The organism is Falsiroseomonas oryziterrae, assembly GCF_021864505.1.
Classification (GTDB): Bacteria; Pseudomonadota; Alphaproteobacteria; order Acetobacterales; family Acetobacteraceae; genus Falsiroseomonas; species Falsiroseomonas oryziterrae.
Map to the genome: position 1 here is coordinate 1 of NZ_JAKJIB010000108.1, position 11340 is coordinate 11340.

At 73.4% G+C, this 11340-nt stretch carries 14 protein-coding genes; 4 read left to right on the forward strand and 10 right to left on the reverse strand.

Going from position 1 to position 11340, the window contains the following annotated elements:
* The 3 genes from L2I40_RS10895 to hemW form a co-directional block, all read right to left on the reverse strand.
* Nucleotides 1-598 (reverse strand): hypothetical protein (locus L2I40_RS10895; protein WP_237214968.1); only part of this gene is annotated, 598 nt, incomplete at its 3' end.
* Nucleotides 595-1572: a polysaccharide pyruvyl transferase family protein gene (locus L2I40_RS10900; RefSeq protein WP_237214970.1), complete on the reverse strand. Its 978-nt coding sequence runs from the start codon at nt 1570-1572 to the stop codon at nt 595-597. The genes L2I40_RS10895 and L2I40_RS10900, both read right to left, overlap by 4 nt.
* Before the next feature lie 3 nt (nt 1573-1575).
* Entirely contained in the window at nt 1576-2727 is a 1152-nt protein-coding gene (hemW, locus tag L2I40_RS10905) for a radical SAM family heme chaperone HemW (protein ID WP_237214971.1), read from the reverse strand.
* A 156-nt stretch (nt 2728-2883) separates the two neighbouring features.
* Here hemW and L2I40_RS10910 point away from each other — a divergent pair, with 156 nt between their 5' ends.
* From L2I40_RS10910 to L2I40_RS10920, 3 genes are read left to right on the forward strand one after another with little or no spacing between them, the layout of a single operon-like run.
* Nucleotides 2884-3357 carry a YbaK/EbsC family protein gene (locus tag L2I40_RS10910; RefSeq protein ID WP_237214973.1) on the forward strand — a complete coding sequence of 158 codons (474 nt, stop codon included), beginning with the start codon at nt 2884-2886 and terminating at the stop codon, nt 3355-3357.
* Nucleotides 3357-3746, forward strand: a complete 390-nt coding sequence (locus L2I40_RS10915) for an MAPEG family protein (RefSeq protein ID WP_237214975.1) — start codon at nt 3357-3359, stop codon at nt 3744-3746. The genes L2I40_RS10910 and L2I40_RS10915 overlap by 1 nt, the downstream gene beginning before the upstream one ends.
* Nucleotides 3747-3799: 53 nt before the next feature.
* Nucleotides 3800-4786: a Bug family tripartite tricarboxylate transporter substrate binding protein gene (locus tag L2I40_RS10920; RefSeq protein ID WP_237214977.1), complete on the forward strand. Its 987-nt coding sequence runs from the start codon at nt 3800-3802 to the stop codon at nt 4784-4786.
* A 56-nt stretch (nt 4787-4842) separates the two neighbouring features.
* Here the strand turns inward: L2I40_RS10920 and L2I40_RS10925 are convergent, their stop codons facing one another.
* The 4 genes from L2I40_RS10925 to L2I40_RS10940 all read right to left on the reverse strand — a co-directional run bounded on the left by L2I40_RS10925 (nt 4843) and on the right by L2I40_RS10940 (nt 8899).
* Nucleotides 4843-5178 (reverse strand): GYD domain-containing protein, encoded by a 336-nt coding sequence (locus tag L2I40_RS10925; RefSeq protein ID WP_237214978.1) that lies wholly within the window; start codon nt 5176-5178, stop codon nt 4843-4845.
* Between the two features lie 257 nt (nt 5179-5435).
* Nucleotides 5436-6614, reverse strand: coding sequence for a PQQ-dependent sugar dehydrogenase (locus L2I40_RS10930; protein ID WP_237214980.1), 1179 nt, complete (start codon nt 6612-6614; stop codon nt 5436-5438).
* 82 nt (nt 6615-6696) lie between these two features.
* A complete protein-coding gene (locus tag L2I40_RS10935) occupies nt 6697-7488 on the reverse strand; it encodes a 2-keto-4-pentenoate hydratase (RefSeq protein ID WP_237214982.1) in 792 nt (263 codons plus the stop codon).
* 91 nt (nt 7489-7579) lie between these two features.
* Entirely contained in the window at nt 7580-8899 is a 1320-nt protein-coding gene (locus tag L2I40_RS10940) for a tetratricopeptide repeat protein (protein WP_237214983.1), read from the reverse strand.
* 195 nt (nt 8900-9094) lie between these two features.
* Here L2I40_RS10940 and L2I40_RS10945 point away from each other — a divergent pair, with 195 nt between their 5' ends.
* The gene (locus tag L2I40_RS10945) at nt 9095-9730 is read left to right on the forward strand and encodes a TetR/AcrR family transcriptional regulator (RefSeq protein ID WP_237214985.1); all 636 of its coding nucleotides are present in this window, start codon (nt 9095-9097) and stop codon (nt 9728-9730) included.
* A gap of 21 nt (nt 9731-9751) precedes the next feature.
* Here the strand turns inward: L2I40_RS10945 and rdgB are convergent, their stop codons facing one another.
* The 3 genes from rdgB to L2I40_RS10960 form a co-directional block, all read right to left on the reverse strand.
* On the reverse strand, nt 9752-10363 hold the full coding sequence (gene rdgB / locus L2I40_RS10950) for an RdgB/HAM1 family non-canonical purine NTP pyrophosphatase (RefSeq protein WP_237214993.1): 612 nt from the start codon (nt 10361-10363) through the stop codon (nt 9752-9754).
* Nucleotides 10360-11112 (reverse strand): ribonuclease PH, encoded by a 753-nt coding sequence (rph, locus tag L2I40_RS10955; protein WP_237214994.1) that lies wholly within the window; start codon nt 11110-11112, stop codon nt 10360-10362. The genes rdgB and rph overlap by 4 nt, the downstream gene beginning before the upstream one ends.
* A gap of 40 nt (nt 11113-11152) precedes the next feature.
* The coding region (locus L2I40_RS10960) for a hypothetical protein (RefSeq protein WP_237214995.1) at nt 11153-11340 on the reverse strand (188 nt) is incomplete at its 5' end.

Below are 11340 nucleotides of genomic sequence, written 5' to 3' on the forward strand. Positions count from 1 at the left end.
CCGGCCAGCCGCGGAACGGCGCGAGCAGCCCGCGCAGCGCGGTGGTCGAGCGCGCGAGCGCACCCGCCGTGCCGCCGCCGCCGAGGATGCCGAGGCCGAGCAGCGGGCCCGCCGGCAGCCCTTCGGCGAGGGCGGGATCGGGCCAGACCGCGCGCTCGGGATAGGCGAAGATCCGGAACGGCGCGGCGATGCGCCAGACGAGCAGCGTGTTGGCGGTGTGGTGGTCGCGCAGCTCCAGCGCCGACGCCGCCTCCAGCGCCTCGACATGCGCCGGCGGTTCGCGCTGCGCGGCGGCGCGCTCCAGCGAGAAGCTCCGCGCCTCGAGCCGTGCGCCCGACGCCAGCGCCCGCGCGGCGTGGCCGAGCGCCGCGTCGAGCGCGGTGCGGTCCGAGAACACGCCCGCCAGCACGACATGCCCGATGCCGAGCGCCGCCGGGTCGGCGTCGGGCGCGGCCGCCTCGAAGCCCTCCGGCGGGTCCGCGGCGCCAGGGACCAGGATCGTGCCATCCGCGCCGAGCGAGGCGCGCACCTCCTCGAGGATCGCCGTCGAGCGCAGCCCGGCGAAGGGACGTTCGGCCAGCAGCAGCGTGCGCGTCACGGCGACAGCAGCCCGACGCAGCGCGAGCCCGGCGGCAGCCGGTTGCAGAGCGTGACGAAGGTGCGGCGCAGGCTGTGGTCCTCGAGCGGATGCAGCCCGATGGTGCGCACGCCGGCGCCGATCGCATGCACCGCATTGTGCTTGCGGTGCGTCACCAGCGTGTCGCAGCGCGCGATCAGGCCCTTCAGCCGCGCCGGCGTCAGCTCCGCGCGCCAATGCGCGCGATCGAGCAGCAGGGGGGCCGCGATCTCCGCCCGCGGCAGGAAGTCGCGCAGGAAGGCGGCGCAGCCTTCCATGTCGTCCTCCTCCGGCGCGTGCAGGTGGACGGTGCTGACGATGGGCACGACGGCGTGGCCCTCGAACTCGGTGAGCAGCGCGTGCACCAGCGCCGCCTCGTGCCGCAGCGCCTCGCGCATCAGCGGCGACGGGATGATCGAGACGCCGAGCAGCCGGCGATCACGCGGCAGCAACGCCTCGGCCAGCGACGGATCGGCCGGCAGCTCGGCCTCGGGGAAGAAGGTCAGCCGCGGCGTGCGGGCGATGCCGCCCTCGATCGCGCGCTCGATCGAGAGGTAGTCGCGCACGGTGAAGCCCGCCGCCCGCACGAAGACGCCGTTCGCCGCGGCGTCGAGCCAGCCGAGGTCGCGGCCGAGCGAGGCGACGCCGAGATTGTGGAAGTGGATCTCGGCCCCCTGCGCCTCCGCCTGCACGAGCCAGGGCATCCAGGCGCGGAACGCCTCCGAGGTGCCGAACATGCCGCCGCCATAGACGACGCGGCGCGGACGCAGCGCCAGCATCGCCGCGCCGTCCGCGAAGCAGCCCGCCAGGCCCGGCACGCAGCGCATCGTCCAGTCCGGATCGACGCTGAAGGCCCGCGCCTCCTCCGCCGGGAAGGCGTGCATCGCCTCCATCAGGCACAGCTCGTCGCCGAGGTTGCCGTAGCCATAGGCGCCGATGAAGGCGGTGATCCCCATGCCTCAATGCAACAGCAAGGGCAGGATGGCGTCGAGCCGCAGCAGTCCGGCCGGCGTCGCGCCGAGCCGCCCGCCCTGCCAGGCGAGCAGCTCCTCCTCGCGCAGCGAGTCGAGCATCCGCAGGTCCACAGCGTCGCCGAAGGACAGGCCGCTGCGCGCCTCGATGCGCGCCGGGTCCACGCCTTCGGCCAGCCGCAGCCCCATCAGCAGCGCCTCCCGCGCGCGGTCGCGCGGGGTCAGCGCCTCCTCCTCCGTCACCGCATGCCCGTCGCGCTGCACGCGGGCGAGCCATTCCTCCGGCGCGCGGTGGCGGCGCGCGGCGAGGATCTCGCCATCCAGCGTCAGCCGCTGATGCGCGCCCGCGCCGATGCCGACATAGTCGCCGTAGCGCCAGTAGGCGAGGTTGTGGCGGCTTTCCGCGCCTGGTTGCGCGTAGTTCGACACCTCGTAGCGCAGCAGCCCGAAGCGCGCGGCTTCCTCCGCCGTCGCCTCGTAGAGCCGTGCGGCGTCCTCGCCCTCCGGCAGCGCGAAGGCGCCACGCGCGTGCAGCGTCGCGAATTGCGTGCCGGGCTCGATGGTCAGCTGGTAGAGCGAAAGGTGGTCGGCCGCGAGCGCCAGCGCGCGCCGGAGTTCGGCGCGCCAGGACGCCTCCGACTGGCCGGGACGGGCGTAGATCAGGTCGAAGGAGACGCGCGGGAAGGTCTCGCGCGCGAACTCCAGCGCGCGGACCGCCTCCGCCGCGTCGTGCCTGCGGCCGAGGAAGGCCAGCGCCTCCGGCTCCAGCGCCTGCACGCCGAGCGAGACGCGGTTGATGCCGGCCGCGCGGAAGTCGCGCAGCTTCTCGCGCTCGACGCTGGTCGGGTTGGCCTCCAGCGTGACCTCGAGGTCGGGCAGGGGATCGAACAGCCGCCGCGCATCCTCGATCAGCGCCGCCGCGGTCTCCGGCCGCATCAGGGACGGCGTGCCGCCGCCGAAGAAGATCGACGCCAGCGGCCGCCGGCCGGTGCGCGCGGCCTCCCGCCCCAGCTCGGTGCGCAGGGCCGCGGCGAAGGCCGCGTGATCCACGCGGTCGCGGACATGGCTGTTGAAGTCGCAATAAGGGCACTTGGCGGCGCAGAAGGGCCAGTGGATGTAGAGGGCGAGGGGGTCGCGCATCGCTGTCCGCATATGGGGCTGGCAAGCGGCCGGCGGAGCCGGCCGAGGCCGCGAATGCGGCCCGCGGCCCGTGCCGCGAAGCCAAGCCGGCGGAGGCTGGCGCCGGCGTTTGAGGGCACGCGCGCAGCGCGTGCAAGAGCAGAGGGGGAGATAGGGATGTCCGGGGGGTCTGTCGAACGGGTGCGGGCGGCGCTACTGGCCGCGGGCCATGCGGACAGCGTGCAGGCCTTCCCCGAAGGCACGCGGAGCGCCGCCGACGCCGCGGCGGCGGTCGGCTGCGAGGTGGCGCAGATCGCGAAATCCATCGTGTTCCGGGGCGGCGAGAGGGTGGTCCTCGTCATCGCCTCCGGCGCCAACCGGGTGGACACCGCGAAGGTCGCGGCCGCGACGGGCCTGCACATCAAGCGCGCGGATGGCGGCTGGGTGCGCGACGTGACCGGCTTCGCCATCGGTGGCGTCGCGCCGCTCGGCCATCTCTCGCCGCCCGTGGTGCTGGTGGACGAGGACCTCTTCGCCTTCGACCGGGTCTGGGCGGCGGCGGGCTCGCCCATGCATGTCTTCGCCACGACGCCGATTGAGATCCTGCGCATATCCGGTGGGATTCGCGCCGACGTGAAGGAGAACGGCTGATGCTTCCTGTCACAGGGCTCTATGCCGGTCTGCTCGGCCTCTACTTCGTCTGGCTCTCGACGCGGGTGATCAAGGCGCGGCGGCTGCATCGCGTCGCGCTCGGCACCTCGCACCGCCTGGTGGAGCGCGCGGCGCGCGCGCAGGGCAATTTCGCGGAATACGTGCCGCTCGCGCTGCTGCTGATCATGCTGTGCGAGATCAACGGGCTGCCGGACTGGGCGCTGCACGTCTTCGGCACGCTGCTGCTGGCGGGACGCATCCTGCACGCCACCGGCATCGCGCAGGAGCCGGAGAATTTCCGCTGGCGCGTTCTGGGGATGAGCCTGACCTTCACCATGATGGGCGTGGCCGCGGCGGCGCTGCTGGGGCTGGCGATCGCGACGCTGTGATGGCATGTCCGCGGTTGCGGCCGGTCCGGCCGCAAGGACCGGGAGAAACGACAATGACCGACACGGCAATCGGCCGGCGCGGCCTGATGGCGCTGGCGGCGGGCGGGCTCGCCGCGCCGCATGTGGCGAATGCGCAGGCCGCCTGGCCGAACCGCCCCATCACCCTGGTGGTGGGCTTCCCGCCGGGCGGGCAGACCGATTTCGCGGCGCGCGTGGTGCAGAACGGGCTGCAGGCGGCGCTCGGCCAACCCGTCGCGATCGACAACCGCGGCGGCGCCGGCGGCAACCTGGGGACGGAGGCGGTGCTGCGCGCGCGCCCCGACGGCTACACGCTGCTGGCCGGCAACGCCTCGCCCATGGCGATCAACCCGCACACGATGGGCCCGCTCGCCTTCGATCCGCTGCAGATGACGCCGATCGGCATGATGCTGCAGTCCTCGCTGATCCTCTGCGTGCATCCCTCCGTCCCCGCGCGGAACGTGCGCGAGTTCATCGACTGGGTGCGGCCGCAGGGCGGTCGGGTGAACTACGGCTCCGCCAGCGCGGGCAGCCTCAGCCACACCGCGATGGAGCTGCTGCGCATGCGCGCGGCGCCGCTGCAGATGGAGCACGTGCCGTATCGCGGGTCGGGCCCCGCGATGCAGGACTTCATCGCCGGCCGTTTCAGCGCGATGTTCGACGGTGCGTCGGTGGTGGCGCCCTTCCTCCAGTCCGGGCAGCTGCGCGGCATCCTGGCCACCGGCGCCAACCGCAGCCCCGCCTTCCCGGACATCCAGACGAGCGCGGAGCAGGGCCTGCAGGACTTCACCTTCACCGCCTGGATCGGCCTGTACGGCCCGCCCGGCCTGCCGCCGGAGATCGTGGCGCGCGCCAACGCCGCGCTGAACCAGGCCCTGGCCGATCCCGCGACGCGCGAGCGCATGACGAGCCGCGGCGACGAGCCGGGCGGCGGCACGCCGCAGCAGCTCGCCGACATCACCCGCCGCGACCACGCCACCTGGGGCCAGGTGGTGCGGAACGCGAACATCCGCGCGGAGTAGCGCCGAGCCTTCCGGCGTGGGGCGGCGGGCGACGCCGCCGCCCCCCGCCCGAATCGCTACTTGCCGGCCGGCTTGTAGGCCGCCCGCAGCTGCGCCGCCTTGCGGCGCACCGCGGGCACCTCCTCCGGCGTCATCAGGCGCATGAGCCGAAGGTTCTGCACCGAGCCCGAGGCTGCGATCACCGCGCCGACCGCGGGCGCCGTCTGGGCGTCGGGCACGTCGAAGATCAGCATCGCGCCCGGGCCCTCGGCCGCGGTGCTGTAGAGGCTCACCACGCGCCCGCCAGCGGCTTCGAGCAGGGACTGCACCGCCGAGAGACGACTGGTTTCCGGATTTTCCATCAGCCCGTTGATGGCCTGCGGGGTGTAGTTGGCCATGATGCAGAAGAGCATGGCGACGTCTCCTTGCATGGGTGCTTGGACGTTCGCCGCCCGCTGCGGGCGTCGCCCCGGCCAGGGCGGCGCAGGAGCGTAGCCGGTCCCGGTCGCCGGATGCGACGGATCCCTTGGGCTGCGGCCGGCACCGCGGCGCGCGCAAACGGCCGAGTGCGCTGTTTCTGGCCGCGATGTCGCGCCGCGCGGCGTCTTCACGTTCCCCGGCGCGGCGCCGACTCAGCAGACCCTGGCCGCTTCGGCTGCGGCGCGCGGTCCTATTGCGGCTCGATCCGCAGGATGCGCGCGCCCTGCGGATCGTCGGTCAGCAGGTAGAGGAAGCCGTCGGGGCCCTGCCGCACGTCGCGGATGCGTCGGCCGATGCGGATCGCCTCCTCCCCCACCACGCGGCCGGCGGCGTCCAGGCGGATGCGCCGCACGTCCTGGCTGCGCAGCCCGCCGCTGAACAGGTCGCCGCGCCAAGCCGGGAATCGGTCGCCGGTATAGACCGCGAGGCCCGAGGGCGCGGTGGTCGTCATCCAGACCAGCACCGGATCCGCCATGCCGGGCGCGCTGCGCGCGGGCGCGATCTGGTTGCCGGTGCGGTATTCGACGCTGTGCGTCACCGCGGGCCAGCCATAGTTGCGGCCGCGCTCGATGCGGTTCAGCTCGTCGCCCGCCTGGCTGCCATGCTCGTTCGCCCACACCGCGCGGCGGATGGGATCCCAGGCGATGCCCTGGTTGTTGCGGTTGCCCCAGGTGTAGATCTCCGGCCGCACGCCGGGCTGGCCGACGAACGGATTGTCGGCCGGCACCGTGCCGTCCTCGGTCAGCCGGAGGATCTTGCCGATGTGGTTCGCGCGGTCCTGCGCCATCTCGCGGATCGGGCGCCCGTCGAGGCTGTTCGGCGGGTTGCCGCCGTCGCCGATGGTCAGCAGCAGCGTGCCGTCCGGCAGGAGCAGGATGCGGCTGCCGAAATGCGCATTCGCCGCCTTCTCGCGGTCCACCTCGAAGATCACGCGCACGTCGCGCAGCGTCATCGCCTGCAAATCCAGCACCCCGCGCGCGAGCCGCGTGCGGTTGGCCTCCGCGTTGCCGTGTGCGTAGCTCAGGAAGATCGTGCGGTTGCGCGCGAAGTCGGGATGCAGCGCGACGTCGAGCAGCCCGCCCTGCCCCATCGCATGCACCGGCGGGACGCCGGCGACGGGGCGCGGGTCGATCTGTCCGTCGCGCACCACGCGCAGCCGCCCCGGCCGTTCGGTCACCAGCATCGAGCCGTCGGGCAGGAAGGCGAGGCCCCAAGGCCGCTCGAAGCCTTGCGCCACGGTGACAAGGCGCACGCCGGCGACGTCGGGTGGCGGCGCCTGGCTGATCACCGGCTCCGCGAGCGCCCCGGCGACGGGAATGCCCGACAGCATGATCCCGGCGCCGAGCAGCGCCGCCCCGATCCCGCGCATGGTGAAGGTCTCCCGGCTTCCTGTCGGGAAAGAAAGGACGGCCGGCGAGGGGTTCAAGCCTGGGCGGGCGGGCGCGACGCGATCACGCCGCCGCGAAGCGCATTCCCACCCGGCCGAGCACGCCATACTCCGCCGACACCTCGTCCCCGGGCGCCACCTCCATCGGCACGAGGCAGGTGCCGGTGGTCACCACCTGCCCCGCGCCCAGCGTCACGCCATGGCGCGACAGCTCGTTGGCGAGCCAGGCCAACGCGATCCGCGGGTCACCGAGCACGTTGGCCCCCTGCCCCTCGCGCTCCAGCTTGCCGGCGACGCGGCCGGTGACACGGTGCGCGGCGAGGTCCAGGCCGCGCCAGGACGCGGGCGCCTCCGGACCCAGCACGAAGAGATGCGCGCAGGCATTGTCGGCGACGAGCTGCGCGGCGCCGGCGGTCGCGAAATCGGCGAAGCGCGAATCCGGCACCTCGATCGCGGTGTGCAGGGCCGCGACGGCATCCAGCACCTCCGCCTGGGTGTAGGGCTCAGTCCGCGGCGGCAGGTCGCGCGCCATCCGGAAGGCGAACTCGGCCTCGGCGACCCGCATGCGGTTGGCGCCGAAGGGCAGCGTCGCGCCGTCCCGGTGCACCATCTCGGCCAGCAGGCGCCCGGCGAGCGGGCCGTCCACGCCGATATGCCGCTGTCCCGCCGTGCTGGTCGCGGCGATCTTCCAGCCGAAGAGCGGCTGCGCGCTGAGCCGCTCGAGCCGCGCCTGGATCGCGTAGCCCTCGGCGCGGCTGGCCGGGCGCAGCGCGTCCGGCAGGCCGGCGAGCACCGTGCCGGCCCGCCAGTGGCGGACGAGTAGATCGGAGGCGGCGCCCGCCGTCGCGTCATCCATGCTGCGCCCCTCCCGCGGGCCAGTCCCCACTGGGCGTGCCGCTACGGGTCGTCAAGCGCGACGACGGAGACCGCCCCCGCGCCGCCGGCCGTCACGCCGCGACAAGGCCCGCGCGCGCGCGTTCCAGGAAGCTGCGGTTGACCGGGCTGTGCGGGCGAAGCGCCAGGCGCTCCTGCGCCAGGCCCTCGGCCAGCTCCGCCAGGCCGCCGCGGATCGCCGCCTCGGTCAGGGTCCAGTCGATCACGTCGCGCTGCGCATGGCTGCCGCCGAAGACATTCGCGATGTGACGCGCCCCGAGCAGGCGCTCGACCGCCGTGGCGTGGTCACCGCGCCGGAACGCGGCGAAGCCCTCGATGAGGGGCAAGCCCGTCTCGCGCATCCAGCGCGCGGCTTCCGAGCCCATGGCGCCACGCATCGTGGCGAGCAGCCGCTCCACCTCCGCCATGCGGCCGGCGCCGAGATGCGCCATCGCGGCGTGCCAGTCGTTGAAGGCATAGAGCCGACCGTCCGCCTGCGCCTCCCAGGCCGCCGACAGCTCGTTCCAGCGGTCGCCGACATCCACGCCCGACAAGTCGAGCCGCCACAGCAGGGCGGATGCGTCCACCAGGTCCACGGCGATCGCGCTGCGCCCGCCGCGCACCGGCCCGTCATAGAGGGCGAGCGCAGAGGCGGCGTCGCCCAGCTCGATGTGGCACAGCGCGCGATGCCACCAGTTGTGCACGCGGAAGAAGTTCTCCTCGGCCGCCCAGTGCGGCTCGCGCGCCGTCATCCAGGCGAGCCCGTCCGCGGCGCGGCCCTGCATCTCCATCACATGCGCGACGGCGTGGTGGGCCCAGCAGTCGCGCGGATCGGCCTCCACCGCCTCGCGCCCCGCGGCCTCGGCGCGGGCGTGGTCGCCGGTCTCCTCGAGGCCGAAGGCCTGCATGCCGAGCACCAGGGAACGGCTGGGCACGCCGTGCCAATGCGGCAGGGCGCGCGCGATGCGGTCGCGCAACGCGCGGGCATTGGCGCGGTAGAAGTCGATCAGGTGACCGGCCTGCAGCGCGGGCAGGTCGCGCGGGAAGCGCATGGAATGCCGCTCGAGCGCGAGGCCGCCGGCGCTCCAGTTGCCGGCCAGGACATGCGACAGCGCCTCGGCATGGCCGGCCTCGCGCGCGCCGAGGGGCAGCGCGACGGCCTCGGCATGGATGCCACGCGCGGCCTCGGTCGCCTCGGGCTCGGTCGTCAGGGCGAAGAGCCAAGCCTTGAACAGATGGGCCATGGCGAAGCGCGGCGCGATCGCGATCGCCTGGTCCAGCAGGCCGACCGGGTCGCCGCGATAGAGGGCGAAAGCCTCGGCCGCGGCGTCGAACAGTCGTATGGCCTCGGGCGTGGCGCCGCTCAGCGGCTCCTGCGGGCGGGCGATGTGCATGGCGTGATCCTCTCGTGCGTGTGTCGATGCACGGACTCTGCCGGGATGCCCGCGCACGACCTAGCAGGCACGTGGTCAAGCTGCGGCGCTTTGTCGCTTTGCATCGCGCCATCAACGGGTTACCTCGTCTGCGCAGCGATTGCCGCGGCGTGGCGGGCAGCGCCTGGCGTGCCGGAACCGACCGGAGGTACGGAAATGAGCGGCGTGCGCATGGGCAAGGGGCAGGAGACGCGCACGCGCATCCTCGATGCCGCGCAGGCCTCAGTTCTCGCCAAGGGATTCGGCGCGACCTCGATCGAGGAGCTGATCGCCGAGACGGGGCTGACCAAGAGCGGTTTCTTCTATCACTTCCGCGACAAGACCGAGCTCGCGAAGGCCCTGCTGCGCCGCTACATCGACGAGGACGAGCAGGTCTACGACCGCATCTTCGGCCAGGCGCGGGAGCTGACCGACGACCCGCTGCAGGTGCTGCTGATCGGGCTCAAGCTGCTGGCCGACCTGATGGGCGACCTGCCGAAGGGCCACCCGGGCTGCCTTGTGGCCACGAGCTGCTACTACGAGCGGCTGTTCGATCGCGAGGTGCGCGCCATCAACGCGGAGGCGGCGCTGCTCTGGCGCCGGCGCTTCCGCGGCATGTTCGACGACATCGCCGCCGCCTACCGTCCGCGCGACGAGGTGCCGCTCGACGAGTTGGCGGACATGATCTCCACCGTGCTGGAGGGCGCGATCATCATGTCGAAGGCGCTCGACGATCCGCTGTCGCTGAAGCGGCAGATCCTCGCGCTGCGCGGGCTCGTGAAGGCCTTCTTCGTGCCCTTGCCGCGGGACTGAGCTGCGCGGCGCGCTCCCCCGCTAGCGCGGCGGCAGGCTGGTGCGCAGCTTGGCGAAGGCCGCCGCGCGGTGGCTGATGGCGTGCTTCGCCGCCGGCGCCATCTCGCCGAAGGTCTGGTCGTGCCCGTCGGGGACGAACATCGGGTCGTAGCCGAAGCCGTTGGTCCCGCGCGGCGGCCAGACCCAGCGTCCATGCGCCTCGCCGAGGAAGCCCTCCGTATGGCCGTCGGGCCAGGCGAGCACCAGCGCGCAGGAGAACCAGGCGCGGCGATCCGGCGCGTGCCGCGCGAGCTTCTCCACCTTGCCCATCGCCATCGCGTAGTCGCGGCCGGTGGGCGTCTCCGCCCAATCCGCCGTCCGCACGCCCGGCGCGCCGTCCAGCGCCGCGACCGAGAAGCCGGAATCGTCCGCCAGCGCCGGCAGGCCGGACGCGCGCGACGCGGCCAGCGCCTTGATGCGGGCGTTGCCGAGGAAGCTGTCCTCGGTCTCGTCGGGCTCCGGCAGGCCGAGCGCGCCCGCGCTCACCACCTCGAAGCCCCAGGGCGCGAGCAGGTCCGCCACCTCCCGCACCTTGCCCTTGTTGTGGGTGGCGAGGACGAGCTTCGGACCGGCGAAGATCCGTCGCGCCGTCACTTCCCGATCGCCTCGCGCTGCTTGGCGAAGAGCTCGTTCGTGCCCTTGCGCGCGAGGCCCAGCAGCGCGGTCAGCTCCGCCTCGCTGAACGGCGCGCCTTCCGCCGTCGCCTGCACCTCCACCACGCCGCCCGCGCCGGTCATGACGAAGTTGCCGTCGGTCTCCGCCTTGCTGTCCTCCTCGTAGTCGAGGTCGAGCACCGGCGTGCCGTTCCACACCCCGCAGGAGATCGCGGCCACCTGGTCCTTCAGCGGGTTCTTCTTGAGGATGTTCTTCGCCATCGCATGCTCGAAGGCGAGGTGCAGCGCGACCCAGGCGCCGGTGATGGACGCCGTGCGCGTGCCGCCATCGGCGGTCAGCACGTCGCAATCCAGCGTCACCGTCATCTCGCCCATCGCCTTGAGGTCGGTGACGGCGCGCAGGCTGCGGCCGATCAGCCGCTGGATCTCCTGCGTGCGGCCGGATTGCTTGCCGCGCGCCGCTTCCCGGTCGCCGCGCGTGTGGGTGGCGCGCGGCAGCATGCCGTACTCCGCCGTCACCCAGCCCTGGCCGGAGTTGCGCAGGAAGGGCGGCACCTTGCCCTCGATGCTGGCGGTGCAGAGCACCTCGGTGACGCCGAAGCGCACAAGGCACGATCCCTCGGCGTGGCGTGCGGCGCGGGGCGTCAGCGAGACGGCGCGCAACTCGTCGGCCTTGCGGTTCGACGGGCGGAAGAAGGGAGCCTTGAAGCCGGAGGGGAATTCGATCATGCGCCCCCCCTACCGCCGGCGCGGGGCCCGCGTCCAGCGATCAGGCGAGGCCGAGCAGGATCAGGTCGGTCACGCCGGTGTCCTCCCACGGCGTGGTCCGCAGGTCGGTGACTGGCGCGGCGAGCATGGCGGTCACCTTTGCCCGCGCGGCGGCGATCGCGCGGCGAAGCGGCGGTGCATCGGCCGCTGGCGGGTCGCCGCGCAGCGCGCCGCGCCCGTCCCAATGCA

Excerpts from the sequence above, each read along its gene's own strand:
- L2I40_RS10900 (WP_237214970.1), bottom strand. The coding sequence starts at position 1,572 with ATGGGGATCACCGCCTTCATCGGCGCCTATGGCTACGGCAACCTCGGC.
- hemW (WP_237214971.1), bottom strand. The coding sequence starts at position 2,727 with ATGCGCGACCCCCTCGCCCTCTACATCCACTGGCCCTTCTGCGCCGCC.
- L2I40_RS10910 (WP_237214973.1), top strand. The coding sequence starts at position 2,884 with ATGTCCGGGGGGTCTGTCGAACGGGTGCGGGCGGCGCTACTGGCCGCG.
- L2I40_RS10915 (WP_237214975.1), top strand. The coding sequence starts at position 3,357 with ATGCTTCCTGTCACAGGGCTCTATGCCGGTCTGCTCGGCCTCTACTTC.
- L2I40_RS10920 (WP_237214977.1), top strand. The coding sequence starts at position 3,800 with ATGACCGACACGGCAATCGGCCGGCGCGGCCTGATGGCGCTGGCGGCG.
- L2I40_RS10925 (WP_237214978.1), bottom strand. The coding sequence starts at position 5,178 with ATGCTCTTCTGCATCATGGCCAACTACACCCCGCAGGCCATCAACGGG.
- L2I40_RS10930 (WP_237214980.1), bottom strand. The coding sequence starts at position 6,614 with ATGCGCGGGATCGGGGCGGCGCTGCTCGGCGCCGGGATCATGCTGTCG.
- L2I40_RS10935 (WP_237214982.1), bottom strand. The coding sequence starts at position 7,488 with ATGGATGACGCGACGGCGGGCGCCGCCTCCGATCTACTCGTCCGCCAC.
- L2I40_RS10940 (WP_237214983.1), bottom strand. The coding sequence starts at position 8,899 with ATGCACATCGCCCGCCCGCAGGAGCCGCTGAGCGGCGCCACGCCCGAG.
- L2I40_RS10945 (WP_237214985.1), top strand. The coding sequence starts at position 9,095 with ATGAGCGGCGTGCGCATGGGCAAGGGGCAGGAGACGCGCACGCGCATC.
- rph (WP_237214994.1), bottom strand. The coding sequence starts at position 11,112 with ATGATCGAATTCCCCTCCGGCTTCAAGGCTCCCTTCTTCCGCCCGTCG.